General features: G+C 45.2%; 21 protein-coding genes, 1 tRNA gene and 1 pseudogene. 8 read left to right on the top strand and 15 right to left on the bottom strand.

The features are described from left to right. Nucleotides 1-159 precede the first annotated feature (159 nt). Complete coding sequence (locus ACO6VE_RS02900) at nucleotides 160-3,495, bottom strand: hypothetical protein (protein ID WP_422445619.1); 3,336 nt, start codon at nucleotides 3,493-3,495, stop codon at nucleotides 160-162. A gap of 505 nt (nucleotides 3,496-4,000) precedes the next feature. Here ACO6VE_RS02900 and ACO6VE_RS02895 point away from each other — a divergent pair. After that, the gene (locus ACO6VE_RS02895; protein WP_422445617.1) at nucleotides 4,001-4,414 is read left to right on the top strand and encodes a hypothetical protein; all 414 of its coding nucleotides are present in this window, start codon (nucleotides 4,001-4,003) and stop codon (nucleotides 4,412-4,414) included. Nucleotides 4,415-4,585: 171 nt separating this feature from the next. On the opposite strand, the gene glk is transcribed toward ACO6VE_RS02895, so the two are convergent. Continuing rightward, complete coding sequence (gene glk / locus ACO6VE_RS02890) at nucleotides 4,586-5,560, bottom strand: glucokinase (protein ID WP_422445615.1); 975 nt, start codon at nucleotides 5,558-5,560, stop codon at nucleotides 4,586-4,588. A 913-nt stretch (nucleotides 5,561-6,473) separates the two neighbouring features. On the opposite strand from glk, the gene prfB reads away from it, so the two are divergent. The 3 genes from prfB (at nucleotide 6,474) to ACO6VE_RS02875 (ending at nucleotide 10,283) form a co-directional block, all read left to right on the top strand. Next, a protein-coding gene (gene prfB, locus ACO6VE_RS02885) for a peptide chain release factor 2 (protein ID WP_422445613.1) occupies nucleotides 6,474-7,572 on the top strand; the annotation gives its coding sequence in 2 pieces (ribosomal slippage) (nucleotides 6,474-6,548 and nucleotides 6,550-7,572; 1,098 coding nt in all). 15 nt (nucleotides 7,573-7,587) lie between these two features. Further along, nucleotides 7,588-9,108, top strand: a complete 1,521-nt coding sequence (lysS, locus tag ACO6VE_RS02880; RefSeq protein WP_422459604.1) for a lysine--tRNA ligase — start codon at nucleotides 7,588-7,590, stop codon at nucleotides 9,106-9,108. Between the two features lie 452 nt (nucleotides 9,109-9,560). Next, nucleotides 9,561-10,283 (top strand): TetR/AcrR family transcriptional regulator, encoded by a 723-nt coding sequence (locus tag ACO6VE_RS02875; protein WP_241693334.1) that lies wholly within the window; start codon nucleotides 9,561-9,563, stop codon nucleotides 10,281-10,283. 316 nt (nucleotides 10,284-10,599) lie between these two features. Here ACO6VE_RS02875 and ACO6VE_RS02870 read toward each other — a convergent pair whose 3' ends face one another. Next, nucleotides 10,600-11,598, bottom strand: a complete 999-nt coding sequence (locus ACO6VE_RS02870; protein ID WP_422445609.1) for a Ppx/GppA phosphatase family protein — start codon at nucleotides 11,596-11,598, stop codon at nucleotides 10,600-10,602. A gap of 144 nt (nucleotides 11,599-11,742) precedes the next feature. Here ACO6VE_RS02870 and ung point away from each other — a divergent pair, with 144 nt between their 5' ends. Continuing rightward, nucleotides 11,743-12,429, top strand: coding sequence for a uracil-DNA glycosylase (gene ung, locus ACO6VE_RS02865; protein WP_422445607.1), 687 nt, complete (start codon nucleotides 11,743-11,745; stop codon nucleotides 12,427-12,429). Between the two features lie 114 nt (nucleotides 12,430-12,543). Continuing rightward, nucleotides 12,544-12,620 (top strand) — tRNA-Arg (locus ACO6VE_RS02860). Between the two features lie 91 nt (nucleotides 12,621-12,711). On the opposite strand, the gene ACO6VE_RS02855 is transcribed toward ACO6VE_RS02860, so the two are convergent. The 9 genes from ACO6VE_RS02855 to ACO6VE_RS02815 all read right to left on the bottom strand — a co-directional run bounded on the left by ACO6VE_RS02855 (nucleotide 12,712) and on the right by ACO6VE_RS02815 (nucleotide 20,774). Further along, nucleotides 12,712-13,737 (bottom strand): hypothetical protein, encoded by a 1,026-nt coding sequence (locus ACO6VE_RS02855; RefSeq protein WP_422445605.1) that lies wholly within the window; start codon nucleotides 13,735-13,737, stop codon nucleotides 12,712-12,714. A 308-nt stretch (nucleotides 13,738-14,045) separates the two neighbouring features. Then, entirely contained in the window at nucleotides 14,046-14,855 is an 810-nt protein-coding gene (locus tag ACO6VE_RS02850) for a hypothetical protein (RefSeq protein WP_422445603.1), read from the bottom strand. A 130-nt stretch (nucleotides 14,856-14,985) separates the two neighbouring features. After that, entirely contained in the window at nucleotides 14,986-15,480 is a 495-nt protein-coding gene (locus ACO6VE_RS02845) for a hypothetical protein (RefSeq protein ID WP_422445601.1), read from the bottom strand. Between the two features lie 152 nt (nucleotides 15,481-15,632). Beyond that, on the bottom strand, nucleotides 15,633-16,484 hold the full coding sequence (locus ACO6VE_RS02840) for a hypothetical protein (RefSeq protein ID WP_422459602.1): 852 nt from the start codon (nucleotides 16,482-16,484) through the stop codon (nucleotides 15,633-15,635). 172 nt (nucleotides 16,485-16,656) lie between these two features. Beyond that, entirely contained in the window at nucleotides 16,657-17,271 is a 615-nt protein-coding gene (locus ACO6VE_RS02835; protein WP_422445597.1) for a hypothetical protein, read from the bottom strand. A gap of 225 nt (nucleotides 17,272-17,496) precedes the next feature. Further along, nucleotides 17,497-18,471, bottom strand: a complete 975-nt coding sequence (locus ACO6VE_RS02830) for a hypothetical protein (protein WP_422459600.1) — start codon at nucleotides 18,469-18,471, stop codon at nucleotides 17,497-17,499. 121 nt (nucleotides 18,472-18,592) lie between these two features. After that, the gene (locus ACO6VE_RS02825; protein WP_422459598.1) at nucleotides 18,593-19,102 is read right to left on the bottom strand and encodes a C2H2-type zinc finger protein; all 510 of its coding nucleotides are present in this window, start codon (nucleotides 19,100-19,102) and stop codon (nucleotides 18,593-18,595) included. A gap of 446 nt (nucleotides 19,103-19,548) precedes the next feature. Next, complete coding sequence (locus ACO6VE_RS02820; RefSeq protein ID WP_422459596.1) at nucleotides 19,549-20,442, bottom strand: hypothetical protein; 894 nt, start codon at nucleotides 20,440-20,442, stop codon at nucleotides 19,549-19,551. A 14-nt stretch (nucleotides 20,443-20,456) separates the two neighbouring features. Next, nucleotides 20,457-20,774, bottom strand: a complete 318-nt coding sequence (locus ACO6VE_RS02815) for a hypothetical protein (protein WP_422445589.1) — start codon at nucleotides 20,772-20,774, stop codon at nucleotides 20,457-20,459. A gap of 124 nt (nucleotides 20,775-20,898) precedes the next feature. Here ACO6VE_RS02815 and ACO6VE_RS02810 point away from each other — a divergent pair, with 124 nt between their 5' ends. After that, nucleotides 20,899-21,354 (top strand): hypothetical protein, encoded by a 456-nt coding sequence (locus ACO6VE_RS02810; protein ID WP_422459594.1) that lies wholly within the window; start codon nucleotides 20,899-20,901, stop codon nucleotides 21,352-21,354. Nucleotides 21,355-21,773: 419 nt separating this feature from the next. Here ACO6VE_RS02810 and ACO6VE_RS02805 read toward each other — a convergent pair whose 3' ends face one another. Beyond that, complete coding sequence (locus ACO6VE_RS02805; RefSeq protein WP_422459592.1) at nucleotides 21,774-23,885, bottom strand: hypothetical protein; 2,112 nt, start codon at nucleotides 23,883-23,885, stop codon at nucleotides 21,774-21,776. 218 nt (nucleotides 23,886-24,103) lie between these two features. Here ACO6VE_RS02805 and ACO6VE_RS02800 point away from each other — a divergent pair, with 218 nt between their 5' ends. Beyond that, nucleotides 24,104-24,361 (top strand): hypothetical protein, encoded by a 258-nt coding sequence (locus ACO6VE_RS02800; protein WP_422445583.1) that lies wholly within the window; start codon nucleotides 24,104-24,106, stop codon nucleotides 24,359-24,361. On the opposite strand, the gene ACO6VE_RS02795 is transcribed toward ACO6VE_RS02800, so the two are convergent. Together ACO6VE_RS02795 and ACO6VE_RS02790 are read right to left on the bottom strand one after the other, a co-directional pair. Continuing rightward, a complete protein-coding gene (locus tag ACO6VE_RS02795; protein ID WP_422445581.1) occupies nucleotides 24,333-24,725 on the bottom strand; it encodes a DUF2237 family protein in 393 nt (130 codons plus the stop codon). The genes ACO6VE_RS02800 and ACO6VE_RS02795 overlap by 29 nt on opposite strands. 367 nt (nucleotides 24,726-25,092) lie before the next feature. Continuing rightward, nucleotides 25,093-25,291, bottom strand: a pseudogene (locus ACO6VE_RS02790) (hypothetical protein); the annotation flags it as partial.

Here is a 25,291-nt window from a genome sequence, read left to right as displayed (position 1 = left end):
ACGGTGCTCCCTCACAAAATCCCTTAGAGCGACAAAGTCCTGCGCGAGATTCGGGGCAGTTTATGAAATATCCGGGTTAAGGTGTTGGAAAGCTCAGGGCATATTTCTTTTTAGGGGCGCTTATCATTTTATGCAAGCTTACTGGTGACGGCCTTGATATTATTCAGGCTGAATCATCGCAAGCAGTGTTGTGATAAAGTCCTTTCTTTTGATCTCGTAATCACTCTCATGCACAGCTGTCAATAGCCAGCTGTTCACTCTGTGCTCAAACGCTTGACGGTAAATATGGCTCTTCAATTTCACTTGAAGATTCTCCGTCAGCACTTGCAGGCGCTGTTGTTGTTTTTGCCGCTGGTGAGTCTGGCAGTCAGGTTTTCCGGGTTTGCTTTCACAGTGCAGAGCGATGAACTGCCTGGCTTTATTCAGGGTGAGCAGGGAGCGCATCAGCAGGCCATAAATATGCTCCTCCGGGTTTTGTGGAAAATTAAACAGAATGGTTCGTGGTATGGAAAATATCTCTCTTCTTTGCAACCGATCTGTCAGCAGGTCAAGGTTATCGGCAAGGTATGCCAGCGTATTGTTCAGTAATCCGGTTTCTTCAGCAAACGACAGACACCACACCGGCCTGTTCACGCCAGGAACGTCAATGGCCAATCGTGCTGTATTTCTGTCTGTTACCAGGGCGTTAACACTGACCTGAAGGTCCATTACTTTCATACCCAGATCGCCGTCTTTAAGCTGAATATTGTAAGCTGTCGGGAGTTTAATCGCCGGACATCCAGGAACCCGGCTGATGGTCATGCTCTTGGGGATTTCTGAATCCCTGTCGGTGTTAAGTACCTGCAGCTTTTCAAAGAGGGTTCTGGCAGACTCATCTGTCGTGCAAATAATGTCAATATCATTGAATGAGGAGCAGAGGTTCTGTAAACAACGCGCGTATGAACCGGTCACCAGTATGGCGGGAGCGTCACAGGCGTCATTGATTGCCTGGATGATCTCCAGTGTTTTCAGTATGAGCACATTTAACCGGGAAGCCTGCCTTTCCGGGAAGCCCGGTCCGTCTGCTGTTGCTACGGGATACTTCCCGCGCACGGGAACCGCCGCTTTGTGTTGACTGGCGGAGGCTGCGTATCCCTGGGGACTGCCCCCTGAAGCAACGGTATTTGCCCGTTTATACAGCAAACTGTCAATTATTCTGGCTTTATGCATTTCGCAGTTGCGTTGCTCAAACCAGCAGACCAATGCATGGCGCCGTTTGCTTCCTTCCGGAAAATGCTGAAGGCAATTCAGAACCTGTTCCTTATGGATGGCTTGTCCATTAATAGACTGGCTGGTGATATAGCAGTGTGCCAGGAAGAAAAAATGTATACGTGAATTCTTGAATGAGCGCCTCAGGCCGGTGATGGATTGCAATACCTGTTGCGCTGACACCACCTGATGATCAATTGACAGCCCATGCTGCATAGCCATGAATTTCAATAGACATTCCAGTCGATCATGCTCATCGTCTTTGACCGATACGCTGTTCAGGATTTGCCAGGTCTCTTGAAGTGTCTCCTGAGCTTCGCTGGTTTCCTCGTACTTTTGAGATTGTTTCAGCTTTTGAATCAGATACCTGATTTGTTTTGCAGAGTGATCCCCGGGTGCTTCATTAAACGCTGCCAGTACTTTCCGATTATCCAGACAGGCGCTGTTCAATTCTCTTGCATTCAATGCCAGCTGAGAATAAAAAACAGCTCTTTCGAGCAACCAGCCACCGCGTTCATAATCCTTAACCACCGCCTCCGGTGTAACCTGCTGACCATTGAACGCCAGTCCCCTCAGACAACATTGATCCCTGAAGCGTACTATTCCCAGTTTGCCTTCCAAATTTTGTGGGAAATCCTTAACCACTGCATCCGGTGTGACCTGCTGGCCATTAACCGCCAGTCCCCTCAGGCAACATTCCATTTTGAAGCGTGCCTGCGCCAGAGGTGCCCTGGCCGCCCTGAAACCCCTGACCACCTCATCCGGTGTGACCTGCCGGTGATTCAACGCCAGGGCCCTGAGGCAACATTGTTCTTTAAAGCGTGCTATCCCCAGTCTGCCTTCCCGGGTATTCGGGAAATCCTTGACCACCGCATCCGGTGTGACCTGCTGGCCATTCAACACCAGACCTCTCAGGCAACATTCCTCTTTAAAGCGTGCCAGCTCCAGTGTTGCCCCGGCTGCCTGATAACCCTTAACCACCGCATCCGTTGTGACTTGCTGGCCGTTCAGCACCAGCCCCCTCAGGCAACATTCTGCTTTAAAGCGCGCCAGCTCCAGTGTTGCCCCGGCCCCCTGATAATTCTTGGCCACCACATCCGGTGTGGCCTGCCGGTTCTGCAACGCCAGGCCCTTCAGGCAACATTGTTCGCTGAAGCGTAATCTCCCCAGTCTGCCTTCCGGACTGTTTGGGAACTCCTTAACCACCGCGTCCGGTGTGATCTGCTGGCCATTTAATACCATGCCCTTCAGGCAGCATCGTTCCTTAAAGTGCGCCAGCCCCAGTCTGCCTTCCGGATTATCCGGGAAATCCTTAACCACCTCATCCGATGTAACGTGCCTGCCTTTCAACCGCAGGCCTTTCAGGCAACATTCTGCTTTGAAGTGCGCTAGCTCCAGCGTCGCATTGGCTGCCTGATAATCGTTAACCACGGCATCCGGTGTGACCTGCTGGCCATACAACACCAGGCCCCTCAGACAGCATTCCGCTTTGAAGCGTGCAATACCCAGTTTGCTATGCGGACTCTCCGGGAAATCCTTAACCACCTCGTCCGGTGTGACCTGTTGGCCATGCAGTGCAAGGTCTCTCAGGCAGCATTCCGCTTTGAAGCGTGCAATACCCAGTTTGCCTTGCACACTGTCCGGGAAATCCTTAACCACCATATCCGGTGTGACCTGCTGGCCCTTCAGCAACAAGCCTTGCAGGCAGCATTCTGCTTTGAAGCGCGCTATCTCCAGGGTTGCTCTGGCTGCCTGATAATGCCTGACCACGGCATCCGGTGTGACCCGTTGGCCATTTAATATCAGGCACTTCAGGCAGCATTCCGCTATGAAGCGTGCTTTTCCCAATGCGCCTTCCGGGCTATCCGGGAAAGCGTTAACCACCTCGCCCGGTGTCACCTGCTGGCTATTCAACAGCAAACCCTTCAGGCAACATTGTTCCTTAAAGCGTGCGATCCCCAGTTTGCCTGGCAGACTATCCGGGAAGGCCCTGACCACCGATTCCGGTGCGACCTGCCGGCCCTTTAACGGCAGACCCTTCAGACAACATTCTTCCATAAAGCGAGCCAGCTCCAGTGTTGCCCGGGCGACCTGAAACTCGTTAACCACCTCATCCGGTGAGATCCGCCGACCTTTCAACAGCAGGCCTTTCTGACAACATTCTGCTTTGAAGCGCGTGATCGCCACCAGATACTTATTTCGGTCTGGCTTCCGGGTGAATTCCTGGATGACCTGATCCGGGGTCACTTTTCTGCGATTGAGTAGAATGTTCTGTAAGCACAGTTTTGACAGAAAAAAGCCACCTCTGAGAGAGGTTCTATCTTTTCCATAGGCGTTCAGCACCACAGCGGGGGTGACTTGCCGTCCCTGTAATGGTTGCTTTTTCCAAAAAGCCTCCTCAATACCTTTGGGATCATCCCGGGGTGGGGCTATACCCCTGTGGGATTGATGGTTCGAGACTCTTTTGCCATTAAATGTACTTCCGTTGCGGTCAGGACCCCTGCTTGAAACGGTTTGCTGGCGAACCCGGTCAGCAGGCTTTGGGTGGGCGTAGGTTGATGTGGTTGCTTTCAGAATAAAGCCCTGCGCACATTAGAAGACTGTAAATATCGCTATCAGACCTCAAAATGATGAACAGGTTCCGTTTCAGGTGGATTGCGGGGGGGGGCGAAGCTGGGAACACTAAAATTATGGAACTAATTTCTAAATTCAGGCTCTTAAAAGATTTAGACATCTTTGAGGGTAATTTGAAATGCAAGCATCTTCATCAACTTCATCAATTATCCAAATGCCTCTGACTCAGAGTGCGGAAGCCTCTGATTCACCATTTATTCCAGAACCGATATTTTGTCAGTGTAAGTGTATGGGACGAAATGTTTCACTGTTGGAACGAACAGCTGTTAATCTGGCTTTTAGCCTGCCTACAGCCTGTGGTGTTGCAATTATTGTCGGACCTGTTGTTACGGCGGTTGCCGGTCCTTATGCAGGTAGTTTGGCAGGTAGTTTGGCAGGTAGTTTGGCAGGTTTTTTTGCAGGTTTTGTCGTAGGTGGTGCTGCCGGTATTGTCGCCGAGCATGTGTATGTTCGGTGTCGGCATGTAGCCCCGACGGAATCACCTGTACGGCTTACAGGGATGATCAGTCATGACCCTGAGCAGGTTGTTTGAAAATAACGTAATTGTTCTTCTTCTGAGAGTAATAACCTGTTCTCACTGTCCTGGTATTGAGCGGTCGATTATTCACTCTCAGTCAACACTATTTGTCTGGCCGTTGTGGACGAATTGCTGCTCTTCCAATATCTCTGGAAGCTGACCCGGATCAGGGTCAGCCAGGCAAAATCAATGGATCAACGGGTTGCCTAATGCTTCACACGCACCGGTCAGGCCGGGATTGTCGTGAACAATCAGGTTGGTGGGGATACCCGCCAGATAACCGGCCATCTTATCGTTAAGGTCGAACGATGTCCTGAAGTCCGATTGAGCGAAGAACTCCGGGAAGCGTGGAATAATACCGCCAGCAATATATACACCCCCCTGGGCTCCGGTGGTCAGTGCCGCATTACTGGCGGCCCTGCCCAGCAGTTCACAGAAATGCAGTAGTGTCTGGCGACAGAGGGGTTCTCCGTCCAGGGCCTGGGCCGTGATCTCATGATTTTTCAGTGTCTGTGTTTGGCCAGACAACATACTGTGGGCCTGATACAGCCGTTCAATGCCAGAACCGCACAGTACCGATTCCCAGGAAACATAGCCCAGCTGCTGCTGAAGAATACCGAGAATCTCCTTATCCATGGCAGATATGGGAGAAATCGCCGCATGTCCGCCCTCTCCGGGCAGAGGCAGCCAATGATCGCCTACCTTCTTCAGTGCGGCGACGCCAAGGCCCGTGCCTGGTCCAATAATCAGTTTGGTGGCCCCCGGGATTGCCTCTCCGTGGCCAATCCTGACCAGGGTGTTTTCAGGCAGGGCAGGGAGGGCAAGCGCCTGGGCGGTAAAATCATTGATCACTTTGAAGGACAGCAACTTCAGCGTGTCTTTCATGTCAGACTGGTTGAATGCCCAATGGTTGTTGGTCATTTTTATCGTCTGGCCACTTACTGGGCAGGCAAACGCCATGCAGGCATGATCCACGGCGACTTGCTGATGCTTCAGGTAATGGCTGACCGCATGATCAAGGTTGTCGAAGTCATTACAGGCCAGCACTTGTATCGAGTCTGTTTGCAGCTTGCCACCCAGTGAGAGTGCAAACCTTGCGTTGGTGCCACCGATATCCGCTACCAGTGCCATTGAGTCATTCAATAAAGTGTCACGTGACATAATGAAGAGTGCTTCTGTTATGTACCCAGAGCAGACGATCCTGTTGCTAGGGCCTGTTGACGTTTCGTTGCGTGCTCAGCGTATCAGGGCGCTCCTATGACGAGGCGCGGCATTGCAGGAAGGCTGGGTGCCTTTCAAAATGCCGCAACGAAGTCATAGGGGCGCCCTGATACGCCCGAAGGGTGGCTCAGAAAGGCGCCATCTGCTTTGTCAGACTTGCTTGGCGTAGAATAACTACGCGCTGCACAAGTCTTTCGCGCATCTGACGCCTTTCTGAGCCAGACTGCGCGTCCCGCTGAGCACGCAACGAAACGTCAACAGGCCCTAAAGGCTTTGGGGCTCTGGCTACGGGTGAGGGTGAAGTAGCGGGCGGGAGTTTACCTTACTGTTGAGTAAAGGCGTAGTGTGATGTCATGACATGAGTCAATGGGCGGGTATGCAGTGTTTACTCCCCGTGTTGGCAAGACAACGTCGACAGGTCCTGGTGGATGGATATCGGAGCAATTCCAACCAACAGGCTATTGTTGTAAAATCACTCAGTTGTATTACAGGTTTTGGTAATGGCCTTGTCGGCCAGCTGTTGTTGTGAGCAGTGTTTCATAGGCAGCCATGTGTTGCCAATTTCATTCCCATTGTATTTTCAGAGCGGTCGGTATTGGTCAGCTCCCGGGAGCCTGTTGGACTTAAGCGTCCGTCTAGGCGACCCCGTAGCGAGGATTGCGAGAAATTGAGGATGAAAATTTCTGCTTCTGAGGAGAATAGCGGGGCTATTTGACGAAGAAGCAGGAATTTTTAGACCAATTTATCGCAACCGAAGCAGGACAGTCTTAAGTCCGACAGGCTCCTGGATGGGGCTATAGCAGTATTTAAGTGTGGTGCCGTGTGCACCTGAAAAAGTGAGTGATATAGGGCAATGTTTGAAGTCAATCCCATTAAGGAGCGTATCAAGGACCTGAGAGCGCGTACTGACGTGCTTAGGGGGTATCTTTGACTACGCTCACAAGAGTGAGCGGTTGCAGGAAGTAGAACGGGAGCTGGAAGACCCGAACGTCTGGAACGATCCGGAGTACGCCCAGAAGCTGGGCAAGGAGCGTTCCACCCTGGAAGCGATTGTTTCCACCATTGAAGAGCTGACCAGTGGCCTGGGGGATTCTGAAGAACTGCTGGAAATGTCGGTAGAAGAAGAAGACGAAGAAGGTGTCCAGGGCGTTGTGGATGAGCTTGATGAGCTGGCCCGGAAACTGGAAGTACTTGAATTTCGTCGTATGTTCTCCGGTGAAATGGATCCTAACAGCGCCTTTCTGGATATTCAGGCCGGTTCCGGCGGTACTGAGGCCCAGGACTGGGCCAATATGCTGCTGAGAATGTACCTGCGCTGGGGTGAGGCCAACGGTTTCAAAACGGACATCATTGAAGTCTCTGCCGGTGAAGTGGCAGGGATCAAATCGGCAACGGTTCAGTTTAACGGGGATTATGCGTTTGGCTGGCTGAGAACGGAAATCGGCGTTCATCGCCTGGTGCGTAAATCCCCGTTTGATTCCGGTAATCGTCGCCATACCTCCTTTGCTTCCGTCTTCGTTTCTCCTGAGATTGATGACAATATTGATATTGAAATCAATCCGGCGGATCTGCGTATTGATACCTACCGTTCCAGTGGTGCCGGTGGACAGCACGTCAACACCACCGATTCCGCCGTGCGTATTACCCACGGGCCAACGGGAATTGTTGTACAGTGTCAGAATCAGCGTTCCCAGCACCAGAATAAAGACAAGGCCATGCAGCAGCTGAAGGCCAAGCTTTATGAGATGGAGATGCAAAAGAGAACGGCGGAGTCTCAGGCGATGGAAGATTCCAAGTCGGACATCGGCTGGGGTAGTCAGATTCGCTCCTATGTACTGGATGACTCCCGTATTAAGGATCTTCGTACCGGGGTAGAAACCCGGAATACCCAGTCTGTGCTGGATGGTGACCTGAACAAGTTCATTGAGGCGAGCCTGAAAAAAGGCCTGTAACTGGAAGAATATTTTATGTCTGAAGAACATTTTTTGTCGCAACAGGCGCAGGCAGAAAAGGCTGCTGAAGCCCATGAAGAGAACCGCCTGGTTACCCTGCGCCGGGAGAAACTGGCGGCCATTCGCGCAAAAGGGGTGGCATTTCCCAATAAATTCCGTCGTGATTCGCTGGCTGGCGATCTTCAGGAGCAGTTCAAGGATCATGACAAGGCTGCCCTGGAAGGCCTGAACCACCCTGTTAAAGTGGCTGGCCGTATCATGTTGAACCGTGGCGCGTTCATGGAACTGCAGGATATGTCTGGCCGTATCCAGCTCTATGTGAACCGCAAACAGCTGCCGAAAGAGACCCTGGATGCCATCAAGACCTGGGACCTGGGGGATATTATCGGTGTAGAAGGTGCTGTCCAGCGCTCTGGCAAAGGCGACCTTTACGTTGATATGAGTGCTGTCCAGCTGCTGACCAAGTCTCTGCGCCCACTGCCTGAAAAGCACAAAGGCCTCACCGATACCGAGCAGCGATACCGTCAGCGCTATGTTGACCTGATTACCAGTGAACACTCCCGGGAAACCTTCCGGATCCGTTCCAGAATCATTCAGGGTATCCGTAACTACTTCCTGGGTCAGGACTTCATGGAAGTGGAGACGCCGATGCTACAGGTGATTCCCGGTGGTGCCACGGCCAGACCGTTTGTGACCCATCACAACGCGCTGGATATCGATATGTACCTCCGTATCGCTCCGGAACTGTACCTGAAGCGTGTGGTCGTTGGTGGTTTTGAACGGGTATTTGAGATTAACCGGAACTTCCGCAATGAAGGGCTGTCTACTAGACATAACCCGGAATTTACAATGATCGAGTTCTATCAGGCTTACGCGGATTATACCGACATGATGGATCACACTGAAGCCATGCTGAAACAGCTGGCTCAGGACGTTCTGGGTAAAACTGAGTTCGAGTACCAGGGGCAGATGATCGATTTTGGCAAGCCGTTTGCGCGGATGTCGGTATTTGAATCTATCTTGCATTTCAACCCGGATCTTGATGCCGCTGATATTGACAACCTGGAGTCAGCCACACAGGTTGCCGGTAAACTGGGCATTGATGTGAAGCCGATCTGGGGGCTTGGCAAGGTTCAGATGGAAATCTTTGATGAAACGGTGGAACATCACTTGCTTAACCCTACCTTCATCACGGATTACCCGACCGAAGTGTCGCCTCTGTCCCGTAAAAATGACGACAACCCATTTGTTACTGAGCGCTTTGAGTTCTTTGTGGGGGGTCGGGAAATCGCTAATGGCTTCTCTGAGTTGAATGACTCAGAAGACCAGGCTGAGCGCTTCAGACAACAGGTAGCAGAAAAGGATGCCGGGGACGATGAGGCAATGCATTACGATGCAGACTATATCAATGCTCTTGAATACGGTCTGCCACCCACTGCCGGAGAAGGTATTGGTATTGACCGGCTGGTAATGCTGTTTACGGATGCGCCGTCCATCAGGGATGTGTTGTTGTTCCCTCACATGCGTCCTCAGTAGATATTGACGCGGGAGTAATTGTGCTTAAGTTTGTACTTGTCAAATATGTGAATCGACGATGCAGGTATCATTTGCATTGGTTATATGAACCTGCCGTTTGGTTACCGTATTAGTAATTACCTGCTTAACTCAGTTATTTTCTGAGTCGCTGATAGTTCAGGATTGACGACATGAGCAGGCCAAGCCTGCTCATGTAGTATCCGGGAGCCTGAAGTTGAGTCGATGCGCTTTGCTGGTGAAGCCAGGAGTTTGCCATACGCCCGGTCTGATCGGTCTATAAGGATATGGGGAGTACTCCAGGTATGGCGGTCTGATAACCCTGAATAGTGGCAGGGCCGGTTTTCATACGTATGGTTGATTTCTGTACTAAGATGCTTGTTCAAGCGACGGTACTGGACGAACGCTATAAAACAATCAGGCAACTGTAAGGCAGTCTTAATATGGTCTCAACAATGGATTCCTCATCAGAAGGCATGAAAAGCTCTGGTAAGCACGACAGTGATATGAAACTGAAATACCAGGGGCGAAAAACCAGTCGTGCCAATAGTGAACAGCGTCGTCGTACAATTCTTGAGGCGGCATTAAGAATCGTTGTCAGAGATGGAGTCAGGGGTGTCCGTCATCGTGCTGTTGCCAAGGAAGCCAATGTTCCTCTTTCTGCAACCACCTATTATTTCAAAGACATTACGGATCTGATCACTGACACCTTCACTCTGTTTGTGGAGATGGGGGCCCAGAAGTTCAAGGCGTACTGGGAAGAGTCTGACAGTATGCTGAAAATGGCCATGAAAGAGCTTGTACCATCGGACCAGGCCAGTCGTCAGGTATTTGCTGACCGGATCAGTGATCTTGCTATTGAGTATGTTCTGATTCAGCTGGCAGAGCATCGTGACTACCTGATCGCAGAGCGTGCTTTCCAGCAGGAATGCCTGCGAAACGAAAACCTGAGGCCCATTGCCTTCAGTCACCAGAAGTTCTTTCTCGACAGTCTCAAAACATTCTTTGCAAAAATCGGCTCTAACCATCCTGATATTGATGCTGAACTATTTGGCAGTATTATCATTCATGTTGAGTACCAGGGATTAATTGCAGGTTTTGAAGACGAAACAACAGTGGACAGGCTCCGGGTAATGCTCAAGCGTCAAATAGAGTTGATGCTGGGTGTATACAGTTAGGAATTGCCTTTTTATAAGTTCCCGATTTCCGTTCACCCTGAGTGCTGAGCTTGTCGAAGTATCGAAGGGTCGTGCCACCGAACTTCGATACTTCGACAAGCTCAGCACTCAGTCCGAACGGAGTCAGGCAATGAAAATAGGGAAGTTATTTCCAGACAACTCCTCTTCTTCCACCGTGGAAAAGCCTGCAGAACCATTTGAACTCTCATGATTCTTCAGGCTTTCACTAATTTTTCAATGCATGGAAGGGAAATGCACAATCGACGAAGAGTAAAAGAAAAAATTTTCTTTTACTATTACTCCATTGAAACATTTATTAATGCCAGAGAATTGGAAATTCGAGCATTCCGACAGTGCTGTTATGATCGGAGATAAACATCTGCGTAATGTCCAGCTCTTCCATGAAACCAAATACCAGAATTGCACTTGAAAGACTGGCTTCATTGGTGCCGATGGATGAGGCCTGATCCAGGATATATCGCTCCAGTTTGCCTTTGTCCAAAGACATTTGGTGCATGGTGATATCTTCTGCGAAGCCTTCCTGAAATACCGGGCCGATACCGGTGATTTTAACCTGATCTTTCTTCAGTTCATTGCGAATAATGACCGGCGTTCTCCGGGCAAGATATCGTGCGAAGGTGATACCTGCTTCGAGTTCTTCAGTTGATATGGGGGATAATGACCCCGGCAAATCAGTTGGTTTGTTCTGGACAACTTCCTTCAGGTATTCCATAAAAGAAACAGAACCAAAATCACCTTTGTGGGCAAATGGGCCAGCTTCAGGATCGGAGATAATCAACTGAAAACTCTCCTTCCCGATATCCCAGACGACGGGTGATTCAGAATGATCAGTCGCCGTTAAAGCAGAGAAAAAATCCATTCGATCTTCTTCTTCAGGGGAGAGAATGCGAATATCGATACCGGTTGTACGCCGTATCTTTTGCACCAGCTCTTCGGCGTTATGAGCCTCCCTGAAAATATCAGTAGCAACGGCTCTTACTTGCACTGCCTTGAAATGTTCCTGCCGGGTTCGCAGTTTTTGAAAGAGTCTCTGAGCCTTTTTTAGCATAAAGTTGCTGAAAAAACCGTTGTCACTGGCTGACAGGTCATCGTAGAAACCCGCTTCCAGAGAGCCGTAATCAAGGTGCCGGTAAACTTTGTCGGTCTTGTTGTTGACGTCGGCGATGGCGAAGTGAATAGAATTGGCATTGATTTCGATGGCCATCCTGCGTTCGAGCATTGCCAGGGACTGGCAGCTAAAAAGAAGGGCTGCAACCGCAGAGATTCTGATCGATGCTTTATTAAAAGTTTGCATTGTATTGAAGGCGATCCGTAACGAAGACTGAGTTGTTATTAGTAAATGTGTTGCTGTGCTAAAGTGCGTTGGCTGGCAAAGAGTGTAGTTGGCTCTTATGCGGTTGGAGGTAATTTATTTGTCAATGTTATTTGAGGTAGGGTGATGCCAGACATCAAATTGGAGCCTTCCTGGAAAGCCATGCTTCAGGATGAATTTACCAAAGAGTATATGCAGACCCTGCGCACCTTTCTGCAACATGAAAAGGCTCAGGGCAAAATGATTTACCCCAGGGGGGCAGAATACTTCCGGGCCCTGGACCTGACACCGTTTGCGCGGGTCAAAGTGGTGATTCTTGGGCAGGACCCTTATCACGGACCGGGTCAGGCTCATGGGTTAAGTTTTTCGGTACGTCCCGACGTCGCCATTCCTCCTTCACTGGTTAATATGTATAAAGAGTTGGAGTCAGATCTGGGCATTCCGCCGGCCAATCATGGATTTCTGGAACACTGGGCCCATCAGGGAGTGTTACTGCTCAACAGTGTGTTGACAGTCGAACATAAGCAGCCTGCTTCTCATCAGGGCAGGGGATGGGAGACATTCACTGACCAGATTGTTGCCGCGTTAAATGAGCAGCGAGAGCATATTGTTTTTATTTTGTGGGGCAGCTACGCACAGAAAAAAGGGCGGTTTATTGATACCGGTAAACACCTGGTTCTGACATCTGTTCACCCATCGCCACTATCAGCTTATCGAGGCTTTTTTGGCAGCCGACCTTTTTCCAGGAGCAATGATTATCTGGTCAGTCATGGAATACAGCCTATAGACTGGCGACTGCCAGCCCTGAATTGACCGGTGATATTTTGTTCCATGAGTACTGTACATAAGGCAATGGTTTATGTATGATCCACGCCACTGAATGCAGACGGTTGTTTCAACACAGTTTGCAATCGTTTCAGTCTATACGCGCTCGTAGCTCAGCTGGATAGAGTACCTGGCTACGAACCAGGCGGTCGGAGGTTCGAATCCTCCCGAGCGCGCCATCAAAAAGAATGATTCACCAGATTTTACAGCTGAATTGGCTTATTGAAGATGCTGTTCTCCTGCTCAAACTCAATCTTTCAAAGCGCTCATTCATACGCCAGGTAAGCATGGTAGATTGCTAATCTCTCTTTGGTGCTTTGCGTGATCGAAAATATTCTCGTTGCGGCGTCTAATGCGCTCCCTTTGCAGCATTCTTTTACGCTCTAAGTAAACGGGATCCTTACTATGCTTCCTTTGGTACTCCCTGCTTTTCTCCCTTTTATACTCTACGTAAGCGGGATCCTTACTACGCTTCCTGTGGTACTCCCTGCTTTTCTCCCTTTTATACTCTACGTAAGCGGGATCTTTGAGACGCTCCCTCTGGTAGTTCCTGCTTTTCTCCCTGTTACGCTCTGCTATAGCAGGATCTCGGAGACGTTTCCTTTGGTTGATCCTGCTTCTCACCCTGTCAAGCTCTGCTTTAGCGGGATCTCTGCGACGCTTCCTTTGGTACTCCCTGTTTCTCTTCCTTAAATATTCTGCATATACGGGATCTTTGCGACGCCTCCTTTGGTACTCCCTGTTTCTCTTTAAATGCTCTGCATAATAAGCGGGATCTTTGTAACGCATCCTTTGGGAGTTCCTGATTCTCTGCCTTTGACATGCATTGTAGGCGGGGTCATTGCGAAACTTCCTTTGACCCTCAACTATTGCAGCGTTACCGTCAGCGAACCCCTCTGATTTGGGTATTTGGCTATAACTTGTCGTTTGATTTAGATTTTGTGGGCTAAAAGGTGCGGTAGAAAGATTGATTATCTGATCATCTGGATGCCAATGGCACGTAGGTATTGGATTTCTGGTTTCTGGCTCACTCACCGATAAGAATGCCTGCTGAATAAAAGGGGCACCTGGCACTGGTGTTAGCCTGGACTTAACAAGTTCATTATCAGAATCCCAGGGTACATAGTAATCAAGGTCTGATTGTTGTATGTCAGGGAGTTCATTGCCGAAAGTCGCGGCTGAATCGGTAAAAATCAGATGATCAATATCATATTCAAGCAGGGAATGAAAAGAACCAGGATTATTTTGGCAAAAATCCGAATGATTATGGTAAGCAGGTAAAGATAATTCCAGCACATGAACAGACATACCATGATATGAAGGCTGCTGATCGTTATCAACAGGTGGAATCAGTTGCTCTATTGAATATAATGAGCAGGAACGAGTATCTGAACAGGAAGGCTCGAATGAGGGTAAGTTATTAAAGAGATTCATTGAATTATAAAATTGTCGAATTAAAGGCTGAGGCAATTATTTTATAAAAAAGTTCCTTCCTGAAAAAAAAACTGGTCAATATTCACCTCACAAAACCGAATTTTTATCCTCAATTTTCTGTCGTCCTCGCTACGGGGGCACCTAGCCAGAGTACGGTGAAAAACACCTGCTTACTTTTCGTTTGTTGATCGTCCACTCAAGATAGGTTGGGTTTGAACCCGATTGTTGATATTTGTTCTTTCATTAAACTGCAGAGGATGGGGTAGCAATGAAGAAAGTTCTGCTTGTTTTGCATTAGCTGCCTCTTTTCCTTTTTCCCTTGCTACTTTTTCACTAAAGCCTTTTCTTATAGCTTTTTTGTAGGCCATTAAATTTGCACTATATATGGCATTTTTCACCTTGCCTTTGACGGATGAATAATATTTGGCTTTGGCCCTGTATGCGACCATCTTGCCCTGGTCGGACGTTCGGTATCTGGCTCTGGTCTCCTTGCCTTTGTCTGATGCCTCGTATCTGGATTTGGTCTTCTTACCTTTATCAGACGCTTCGTATCTGGCTCTGGACTTCTTACCTTTATCAGATACTTCGTATCTGGCTTGGTTCTTCTTGGCTTTATCGTATCGTTTATCATTAACCATGATGCTTTTATACGACATTGATAAGGTGTCTCCGAGAGTGTTGGCTTGAGATAAATGACTCACTACAGGTTGATCTTCGTTTGCAGGGTTGTTAATGATTGCTATTGACCTATTTCCAAGCATTGGATTATCAGATGATTTATGAAAAATCACCGTTAGACACTGAGAGTCATATTTGTTCGTTGTATCAATACGCATCGAACATAGAATATTAGCTGCTTCGATCACTTCACGGGAGAAAGCCTGAACCGATACTCCAGATAAAGAATCAGTATTATCTTTAAAATAAGGGAAGAGCTCAGAAGTAATATTTGATTGAGTAGAGAAATCAGAAATTTTCATTGAATTATTGAATTGTTAAGTTTCATAGTAAGATTGCTCTTTCTTATAAAAGTTCATCTCTGAATTTTAAGCCAGACTGGTTTATTTGCCTTAACTCTCCTGGATTGTTCATAAGCTTTCCTGTATGTCTTCAGATCAGCTTTCCGTTTCTCGGTCTTCGAGTAAGCTCGATGGTAATACTTACGTTTCTCGGACTGTTCAAGAGAACTGCAGGAAGAAATACATTTCTCTGGTTCGTTGTAAGTCTTTCGCTTTTCAGGCCATGGGTAAATCCTATCATGATAGATGGGTAAAGATTGATCGTTGTGATTAGATTATCGTTCTGTGTTTTAATTCCGACAGGTAAGTGAATTGGATGATCATCTTTCATATAGTTGTTTGCGATGCCTATCGACCTGTTGTTAAGCCGGAGATTGGAAAATGGATTATCAAAAAGCACCATTGTCTGAAGGTGACTTTTAGTCGTTTCGTCAGTATGAATAATGCATTGAATATTGTCTACATCAACAACTTCACGGGAGAAGGCCTGACACGACGTGGCAGATTGAGAATAAATCGTAGTTTGGAAATAATTAAAGCGGTCAGAAGCCACATTAAAGTTAGCAGGATAGGCAGGAATATTCATTGAATTATTGAATTTTAACTTAAGACCTCTATTTGCTTATAAAAGTTCCTCCCCAAGGCATACCAATCAATATTTAAGTTAATAACAATGAAAAGCTTTTTATGACTATTTGATCAAGTTATAAAATAAATGGAAAGAAAATAGAGCTCGAATCAAGCTTGGTTTTTCATTACTCGATACGAATCCAGGATAATGGCGGCAGCTTCCTTTCCGGCAATTCTTGCCTTTTCCCGATCACCATCGACTCCGTTTAAAACTGAATTGTAAGCCTTCCGGTAAGCCTTCATGTAAGCCCTTCCTCTCTCGGACTTTGCCCAGTTGTTTTTGGAAGACTTTCGTTTCCTGGAATGAGAGTAAGACTTTTTGGAAGCCTTCCCTTTGTAAGACTCACGGTATGTTTTCTTATAAGCCCTGGTATTTCTGGACTGTGCGTAACCTTTCCAGTGAGCCTTCATTTTCATGGACTGCTTGTGAGCTTCTGCGGGTGTCAGGGGCAGGGGTTCCTCAGAACTGCACGATTCATGTGTCTTACTCTCAACGGTTGCAGTTATAACTTGCTCTTGTGTGTCTTTATGCAACAGATCAGGGGGAGTGTCTGGGCGTGATGACGGATTAGACAAACATGCCAATGGATTTTCCGGAGGTAATTGATGGGCTGTTTGTTCTGCGTTTGTTAATGTTGGATCTGTGCATGGATGGTCACAAGAAAAAATTTCGTCAGGTGGCTTCGGTGAATAAAGATCCGGGCGCATTATTTCTTTTTCAAATAATGGGGAATGAGATATTGAAAAATCATTAAGTGAACATGGAGATGGAAGTGTGACCTGATTGAGCAATCTATCCACTAAAAAAACATTGTGAGATGGATCAAGTTTCCGCACATAATGGCCAGTCATGCTTGGCATCGGACTGGAATCATCAGGTGGTATTACAGTTACGTCTGAAGAATCCTGAACACAGGAAGAGGCAGAAGCGATATGTGAGCCTACGTTAAGTCTTTCCATTGAATTATTGCACTCTTGAATTATAGATTAAGACCGCTATTTTTTTAAAAAGTTCCTGCCTGAAATAAAACTAATTTGTCTCAAGTGATCTGACGTTTTTGGCTGATTTACTGCTTTGGTTCCAATAGTTGAACTTTTTATTATAAAATTTTTGCTTTATGTGATTCTCTTATCAAAGTAGAAGCTTGCTTGCCAGCGATTCTTGTTTGTTCTCTATCACCGGTATTCTTGAAGGCTTTATAGTAAGCTTTTTGGTAAGCCACCGTTTCTCGGTCTGTGCGTAAGCTTTATTGTAAACCTTCTGGTAAGTCTTACCTTGAGAGATGGTCTGAGATTGGCCCAGTTCGGAAGCCGAAGTTGTAATAGCCAACTTATTTCCGGTAGGTGATGTATTTTTTTGAATCTGATCACTGTTTAATCGAGTGTTGATAGTAGAAACTGCCAACTTTGGCCTGAAGAAAGGACCAGCAAGATTTTGACTGTTGGGTAATGGAACAGAGATTTCACAGGGATTGGGGTGAATATCTGTAACTGATAAGTGTTGCCCGGTTGGTTGTGCTGACTTTAAAATGGGCTGGTTTGAAAGCCGTTCATTACCTGGAGTATCTGAAGGAGGGGGGGTATTAATCTGATGCTTTCTTCTGACCGTAAAGTCAGGTGATTGATTTTGTTTAGTATGGCTGGTAATGATCACTATCGACCTTTTTTTCAGCCGGAGAGTATCAATTAAAATATGAACAGGCTCCCTCGGCTGCTGAAGGTGTTTTCTGGTTTTATCAGTATGCATGGCACATAGAATATTCGCTGCCTCTACAACTTCACGGGAGAATACTTGACTTGATAAGCCGAATTCAGAAAAAGCAGCATCGTGATAATTAGAAAAAACATCAGAAGCTGCAATAAATCGAGTAGAAAAAATAGGTCTTTACATTGAATTCTTGGATTATGGAATTACGGCTTATGACAGATATTCTTATAAAAAGTTCCCCCGATGACAACCCACACTTAATCTTTACGTCAATCCAGATGCACAGGATGGCTTGAGACACTCATCTGTTGTATAACCAGGATCATTCTCGCAGCCCGCTGTTTGCTGCGCACATTGACGTTTTAAGTTCGCTTGATTTCTGCGGAGCTGCCTAAGGCGCTCTCTTTCGCGCTCTGCGAAAGCCGGATCTTTGTAACGTTCTCTATAGCGCTCCCTGCGACGCTCCCTTTCCCGCTCGGCATAAACAGGATCTTTGCGACGCTGCCTGGAGCGCTCCCTGTCGCGCTCTGCGAAAGCAGGATCTTTGCGACGCTGCCTAATACGCTCCCTTTCGCGCTCGGCGTAAGCAGGATTTTTACGAAGCTCTCTTTGGCGCTCCCTCTTGCGCTGCAAGTAAGCAGGATCTCGGCGATGCTTTCTTTGGCACCTGGCTATTGAAGCGTTACTATTAACAATATCCTCTGACTGTTTCGTGTGGTTATCACTTGTTTTTTTGTTCAGGCTTTGCGGCTTGGAAGATGCGACAGAAAGATTGGTTATCTGATCATCGGGATTCCAATGGCTCGCTGTTGTTGGCTCCCCGATCCCAGGCTCACTCTCTGCTAGGCATAGCACCTGAAGAAAAGGAATATTTGGTATTAATGATAACGTTTCATCTTCAGGTTTATAACTGGAGCTCCGGGGTAAATATTGATTAAGAACTGACTCTGGTATGTCAGGATCATCAGTACGGATAAAGTTTGCTTTATCGTCAGGTGTTATAGGTTTAATGCCATGTTTATTCAATGAATTACAAGAATTATTGTTATTTTTTGGCATGTTTGACTGGTTATGGTAAATGGGAAAAGGAGTTTTCAATGCCTGAACAGGCATACACTGATACGTCAAATGACCTTTGCCTGAACCAGATTTACCTATTCTTCCTAATAAATCTGATGGACTGAAACAAGGGTCAGGAAAAGCAAATTCTATTGGAGCTGGCTTATTTGAGAGACTCATTGAGTTGTTGAACTAATTAATTATAGTCTAAGACCAAGGGTTTATATTAAAGTTTCTCCACGTTTTTGCCGCATTTTTATCCTGATGGATAGCGATCAGTATCTACTGATTCCCTGATTACTCAGAACTTAACCCAGTTATCTTGTTTTACAGGCTGAATATGATGATGTTTTTTTATATGGGTAAATAAGTTGGAAGACTGAGAAAAAGATGTTTTACACTTCAGGCAAAGATAGGGTTTAATTCCTTTGTGAATATAAGTATGTTTTATAAAATCAGATCTGTGAAAGAATCTTTTTTTACAGGTTTGGCACTTAAAATTTTTTTCGTTTAAATGAATCGATCTCTCATGAATCCGGCGCGTACCATCCGTTACAAATTTTTTACCACACCCAGAATAGGAACACATAAATTTCTTGTTGTCAGGTTTTTTTTCAGTTGGGTCACGATCAGAAGATGTTTCTTCAGTAGCGTTAGTTAAAATTTGTACCTCAGGTACAGCTGAAGCAACAGAAAGCTGTTGGTATAAGGCTGGGTGTGATTCATTATTGACCTGATTAATATAGGCTGGAGACAGACCAATGAAGGTGAAATAAGGAACTGGGGGCAAATTATTAGTATTAAAAAACATAATGAGGCTATTTAATTATTGAATCAATACTCTGACCTCTTCTTATTAAAATAGTTCCGCCTTTAAACAAAAAACAAACAACCCATTCGTTATGACAACAAGGCATAAAATTATGCTGCTGCTATTTAGAATGATGATGTAAAGTTCTTCGAAAGTCAGCGTTATCATGGTTTGAAGGGCGGTGGTTGTCTGGTTAGTGGATGTTCAGCCTGATTGAAATGAGGGCAGGAGATATAGTGGATACTTTGTGAACTTAAACTAACATGCCTGTTTTCAGAGATCACCTCTATGATGGTTTCGAGATAGGCTCCTGAACTGCACAGCGGTGCCGTTTGATTATCACACCGCAGTATTTTTATGCCAGCAGCTGACAGTATAAAATTAATACTTATGTCCAGTTTTTCATCCGGTGAGATTTCAAGCCGGAAGTACAACGGAGGTCAGTGTTATGAATTCTCTAAGGCCATTTTCAGTTTGTCAGCAAGATCCACCCGGCTTATGACATTTGATTTTAAAGGATCAATCAGAACAGATGTCTCATACCCTCTAAGGGCAAGATCATTCAGAAATGTCAGCATTGCTTTTGTGAAATCATTCGGGCATTCAAATTCAACTTTTCTTGTGTATTGAAAATTGAAGGGATCACCAATGGAGAGGGCCAGGCGTTTCCAGAGGGTGGGAACTTCACCGACAATACGTAATGCTACTGGAAAGTTAAAATCACTTAAGTACAATGACTCTCCCGTTGCCGTTATTGGTTCCAGATGATCCAGTAAGTCAGGACAAACATCATCCAGTTGGAACATCTGATTTTCATGGATAATTTCGCAACTTCGTAACAGGTCAAGCTTTTCTAATCCGGCCTTCAAGCCTTCCTGAGAAAAATAGTGGCGGAAAAATTCAATTCTGGTTTTTTCCAGACTGCCTTGATTATTCTCGCACGCCTCAGAATATTGATTGAAGTGGCGGCTGGCAAAGGCAAAAGCGATCAACTGTTTGGGGGATAGAAAGGATAGTTTGTTAACAATCCACTGATCCAGTTTGGGGAACCTGGTAGCAAAGTTATCCTGTTCGGCAAGCACCAGGCGATTGGCCGGAGTTTTTGCCATGTCATTATGTTTTTCAATCACTCGCTTTAATACGGCAGTTTGACTTTCTTGTTCGTAATCCAGATTTTTCAGCCCATCTAGTAACAATTTAGCTGCTTGCTCAATTGATACTTTTGGTTGCTTGGGCTGACCGGGCCAATAAGCCTCAGGAAGCAGGTGAAACGGTGATTCACTGCCCTGCGAATTGCTGTTAGAAGCAGCCGGAATAGTTGGCATTTTGTCCTGAATCATGATGATAACCTCAGTTAATGGTTCATTAATATGGACTGCCAATTACTTAGATAGTTCCACAAGATAAACAGATCCCGATAAATTACTCTGGCTATCTTTAAATCCCTGTTTGATATTGCACCGAGTAATGCCTGCTGTATTTTGCTGACGTGACGCGAAGAATTGAAGTCCTTGTTTTGCGACTGACGGTTATGAACCTGTTTGCTTTTTTTGGGGTAGCCAATCAATCCATGGCGTTGATGCTCGCGGATAACCGGCAGTTCTCCGAAGCTTTTGATCATTTCAATGGCGCTCCCGTAAAGGCGCAGCAGATTTACCGGTTGCTTATCCAAAACAAACACAGTTACAACTTAAGTCTAAAATTATTTACAGTACCTGGTGTGATATAGTTTCAAGCATCGGAATGAGTGAAAGATATACCAATGATAACAAATAGTTAAGATAAGGAACCATCATATGGATAATCGTATCCCGCCGAATTCAAGAAAAGTTACCTTTGCAAATCAAGATGTTAATCAAAATCAGCTGGCTGAGGATTCTGGAGAATTTGATGTAAAAAAGGTTTCTTCGAAAAATCCTATCAAGATACTCATCATTTCACTTAAAAAGCTCAAAAATTTTATCATGAAGTCAATTCGTGACAGACAGATAAAATCTTATAACCAGGCTCTGGTAAAGGCCCGTATAAATAAGCATTATGCCAGGAATTTAAGGAATTCGAGAATTGATAAGTCCTACTATAATTTTTTAAATGAAAGAATGGATAAAGCTGGATTTGACAAGGGTTTACTTAAAGAAAAAAACTCCAAAGAAATTGCTGATATTCTTATAGATCATAAAATCATGACCAAGGTTGATGCCAAATACCTGCATAGAATTAATGTTGACTTAGACGGTTCACCATTTTGGTAGATAAATGAGTTCAATTACTGTCTCATTCAAAAATATTCATATTAGGCATTTTAAATTCGAACATGATTTTTCAATCTCTCCATGTGCCACTGTTTGGTTGATTCTACCAAATATGGCATTTGCTCAGCAAAATGGGTTTGTCCCAAGGATTCTGTACTTTCGACTCCCAAATATTGTCGTGTAAGTAAAGTATAGAGCGGCATATAGCTGAACTTTACAGATGGTTCCATCAGCAAAGTGGATTGAGCAATCATGCTTGCAGTGAGCAGTCATGTAACAGGTTTCACCAACTTTGAATAGCGAAATATCTGTAATAGAAGGGGTGTTACCAATAAGACCTGGCATTTAGTTAGTTTCCTGAGGGGCATGCTGTTGATGAGCCAGTCAACTTAGACCAAATACCGGGAATTGGTAACGAATCAATAAATCGAATTGACGTTTACAGTGGTAAAACGTATCAGACCTCGATAGTTTTCTGGCTGTAACCCTATGCTTTTACAAAAATTATCAAAGAGCATTTCTATTCTATTTGAATCAATATCTTCAACGTCATCCAATTTTAAAAATAATGGAATTTTATTTTTTTGTTTTTGCGATAGCGTATTCATCCATGCCAGTATTATCTCGTTAATTTTTCTTGCTTCCTGACCTGTTCGGGCACCATGCCAGAAACGTAATTCGAGAGTTCCATCTGGTTTACAGACTCTTTTGTCTGAACTATTGCTTGCATGTTGCGGGGCAAGTCTGATTTTAGCAGGACAATATACATGTTTTAATTCCCATAGTTGTTGAAAGGCGTACGCATAAGTATAAAAACCCGTAGGTTGCGTTGTTTTTCCGGCAGCAAGCTCTTTATTGATTAGTTGAATGGTGTGATCCAGGAGCGATTTCCACTGAGGAGCGCCATTACACATAGACAGATATGGAAAATATTCTTCACACTCACTCTCTCGGTCAAGGGCTTTGACTAAAAAGCGTTCATTTTCTACCGAAAGTAAAAATCTGAATAACAATTCCGGATTATTTGAGATAGAATTTCGGATATCTATATGTTTATGCCCAGATATGCCTTTCAATAAAAAAAGTTCTGCAGGGGCAAGAATAAATATATCAAAAAGTTCATAAGCAGTATAAGTAGCTCCATTACAGGTGAAAACTTGCTCTATTGTATAAGGGCTGCAATTCACCTCAAAGACATCATAATCAGGATAAAACTTAGAATTCCAGTCACCAAAAGTGAAATAAAGCTCTTTACCCTGGTTGCCATTCTTAATGGTTATTGAAAATTCTGATTCAGGTATATTCATGGATGAAATTATGGCAGATATATGTTCAGACCACTTTATTATAAGGAGATCTGGTGAATACTTTTTACCTGATGCACTTTTAAAGCTGAATTCAAACTCTTCTCCAAATCTTATAAGGTCGGAGTTAAATTCTGCCGTTTTTAAAAGGGTATTTTTTAATAAAGAATTCTGACTTTTATATGCCGGTTCATCATAACATGAATGTTCATGATCTGAAAATCCATCAAAAAGAATTTTGAATAAATATTGTGGTGCTGCAGAATTGAAGAAGAAAGACCATAACTCACTTTTTTTAGAGATTTCTACTGTTTTTGTTTCCAGTGTATCTTTTGTATATAGTGTACTCCAGTAATAATTATTCAGCATCAGAAAAAGTGGGGATAAATTTAGTTGATTGTTTTTTTCAGAGAAGTAATGGAATAACTCTTTTTTTTCATTGTAAGTTTTTAAATAGTTTTTAATTGTTTTTTTATTTAAAAAGAAGTCTCTTCCCCCACCAGAAGTCATTGAGAGAAAAAAGTCTGCGAGAAAATGGTCCGGAAAGCGAAGTGTAGAGTCAGGTAAGTCTACGTGATTTTCAAGTTCAATTAGCAAAGGAAGTAATCCAAGAAAAAATATAATGTTTTTTTCACAAAACCGGTCTTTGCTATTTCTTACACAAAAGCCACAGGCTTTTATTATACACTCATTATTTTCAGTCATTGGATATTTTTTTAAAAGTTCAAATGGGTCTTTTTTTTCAAAAGAAGCCATTTCTTCATCAATTGTCAACAAGAATTCAGTTAATCGACTAATTGTATTTGCAGCTTCTGTTTCATTACAAAAGCAATGTACAAACTGACTGTGAGTTTCAAGCAAATACCTCATGATTTCAGGATTGTTCCAGGCCCTGTTGATTATTGGTGCAAAATGGTGGAGTTGAGTGAAATCTGAAGTTTCTGATTCTTGAACTTTTATCTTCTTAAAATCCCGATTGAACTTAAACTTTGCTTCTTCTGAATATGTTCTTGAATCTATACCAAACAAACTTGGCTCAACTTTAGCCTTTTTCACCTGGCGATAATGAGATTGACCAGCTGATTGTAGCTGAGTTATTGAGGCATTAAATACAGCCGTTGAAAGGCTCTGTTGTTCTTCTATTCCTTGTAATCTATCCATATTACACCAATTAAATTCTTTTACATTGTATTTTTCAGGATTCAGATGGCTAAAAATCTCAATCATATGAAACTTGATTGGAGTGATGATAAGGGCTGGGAAATCGGAAGAACAACCTCGTTACCTAATTCATCTCAATGTCTAATAGACAGTGACAATTCGCATAAGTTCATAATAACTCAGTAAGAACACATAACAAAAAAATTCCAGGCACCTGTTCCTGTGGCTAAGCCTGAAAATCAGTGATAGGAGGCCTTCAGGTAAAGAAAAGAATTGGCTGGCAGTTGACAGAAGTACCTTTAACCGTAAAGAGTTGCAAATCATCAATTTCATCATTGAAAGGCCATTATCTGGATAATCAGGTACTGGCTTTGCTGTGTTCAGCCACCGGCCAGGAACAGGGTTTAGACTTTCCGGCCATCCTGCTGCAGCTGGAATCCATTAACGAAGAGCAGCGCCAAGGCCAACAAGGAAAGTACCGGATGACGTTCAAATTGAAGTCGTCCTTTAATATCAATCCAATGCCATTTGCTCCAGCGTAGCCAACTCAACAATTTCAAGCGCTGTCATATTGGTCGCGTTCAGGTAAACCGGTGGGGCAACACCTGCCTTATTGGCCTCTGCCCAACGAGTTGCGCAAAGACACCAGCGGTCACCGGCATTCAGACCGGGAAAACCAAAATCAGGGTTGGGTGTGATGAGGTCATTACCTTTGGACAGGGAAAATTGCAGAAACTCATCGGTCATCCGGGCGCAGACTGTATGACTACCAGCATCCTCCAGACAGGTATGACAAAACCCGTTCCGGAAGAAGCCTGTCATTGGACTTTGGCAACACACCTCTAACTCAGTACCCAGCACATTGGGCTGTTCAAACACCAGTTCTACCATGTGAAACCCTCCCATGATTAACCCATGACCTACAGGATAGATGAAAAGTCATGTCTACAATGGATCGTAGTTTATCGGTGCCGGAAGCATATACATCAAACCCGCTGATGATTCCGCGCCCCTGCTGCCGGTTGGCAACGTCAGCCAGTTTCAATTCAGTTTTGAGGAAGATAAAAAGGAGCTGAAAACTACCTGGGCGGGGGTGATTATGAATTGACTAAATCCGGTATCAAGGTCATTGCCGGTGGCAGCATTAATAACCTGGGTTGCAGATTGATCTGGCGCAGTAACCCACCGTTTGCTTCTTTCCATTCAGCACCTGGCTCCTTAAAAGAGCAGGTTTTTTTACTGGAACTCTGCGTCGTTTCAGCTCAATTAGAAGTCAGTGGTTAATCACCTGAGTTTTAGCTGACTTGACTGACTGACGACACTGCTTTTTGCGCTCCCTTTGGCGCTGGGCGTAAGCGGGGTCTTTGCGAAGCTCCCTTTGGCGCTCCCTTTGGCGCTGGGCGTAAGCGGGGTCTTTGCGAAGCTCCCTTTGGCGCTCCCTTTGGCGCTGGGCGTAAGCGGGGTCTTTGCGA

Source organism: Endozoicomonas sp. ALB115, from assembly GCF_049310245.1.
GTDB lineage: Bacteria > Pseudomonadota > Gammaproteobacteria > Pseudomonadales > Endozoicomonadaceae > Endozoicomonas.
This window is presented reverse-complemented; position numbering and strand designations above follow the sequence as displayed.

What these genes read in the sequence shown, in the direction of transcription:
- ACO6VE_RS02870 (WP_422445609.1), bottom strand. Translation starts at nt 11,598, where the DNA reads ATGCAAACTTTTAATAAAGCATCGATCAGAATCTCTGCGGTTGCAGCC.
- glk (WP_422445615.1), bottom strand. Translation starts at nt 5,560, where the DNA reads ATGTCACGTGACACTTTATTGAATGACTCAATGGCACTGGTAGCGGAT.
- ACO6VE_RS02795 (WP_422445581.1), bottom strand. Translation starts at nt 24,725, where the DNA reads ATGGGAGGGTTTCACATGGTAGAACTGGTGTTTGAACAGCCCAATGTG.
- ACO6VE_RS02805 (WP_422459592.1), bottom strand. Translation starts at nt 23,885, where the DNA reads ATGATTGAGATTTTTAGCCATCTGAATCCTGAAAAATACAATGTAAAA.
- ACO6VE_RS02850 (WP_422445603.1), bottom strand. Translation starts at nt 14,855, where the DNA reads ATGAAAATTTCTGATTTCTCTACTCAATCAAATATTACTTCTGAGCTC.
- ung (WP_422445607.1), top strand. Translation starts at nt 11,743, where the DNA reads ATGCCAGACATCAAATTGGAGCCTTCCTGGAAAGCCATGCTTCAGGAT.
- ACO6VE_RS02875 (WP_241693334.1), top strand. Translation starts at nt 9,561, where the DNA reads ATGGATTCCTCATCAGAAGGCATGAAAAGCTCTGGTAAGCACGACAGT.
- ACO6VE_RS02810 (WP_422459594.1), top strand. Translation starts at nt 20,899, where the DNA reads ATGGATAATCGTATCCCGCCGAATTCAAGAAAAGTTACCTTTGCAAAT.
- ACO6VE_RS02835 (WP_422445597.1), bottom strand. Translation starts at nt 17,271, where the DNA reads ATGCATACTGATAAAACCAGAAAACACCTTCAGCAGCCGAGGGAGCCT.
- ACO6VE_RS02825 (WP_422459598.1), bottom strand. Translation starts at nt 19,102, where the DNA reads ATGTTTTTTAATACTAATAATTTGCCCCCAGTTCCTTATTTCACCTTC.
- ACO6VE_RS02895 (WP_422445617.1), top strand. Translation starts at nt 4,001, where the DNA reads ATGCAAGCATCTTCATCAACTTCATCAATTATCCAAATGCCTCTGACT.
- ACO6VE_RS02820 (WP_422459596.1), bottom strand. Translation starts at nt 20,442, where the DNA reads ATGATTCAGGACAAAATGCCAACTATTCCGGCTGCTTCTAACAGCAAT.
- ACO6VE_RS02845 (WP_422445601.1), bottom strand. Translation starts at nt 15,480, where the DNA reads ATGAATATTCCTGCCTATCCTGCTAACTTTAATGTGGCTTCTGACCGC.
- ACO6VE_RS02840 (WP_422459602.1), bottom strand. Translation starts at nt 16,484, where the DNA reads ATGGAAAGACTTAACGTAGGCTCACATATCGCTTCTGCCTCTTCCTGT.
- ACO6VE_RS02830 (WP_422459600.1), bottom strand. Translation starts at nt 18,471, where the DNA reads ATGAGTCTCTCAAATAAGCCAGCTCCAATAGAATTTGCTTTTCCTGAC.
- lysS (WP_422459604.1), top strand. Translation starts at nt 7,588, where the DNA reads ATGTCTGAAGAACATTTTTTGTCGCAACAGGCGCAGGCAGAAAAGGCT.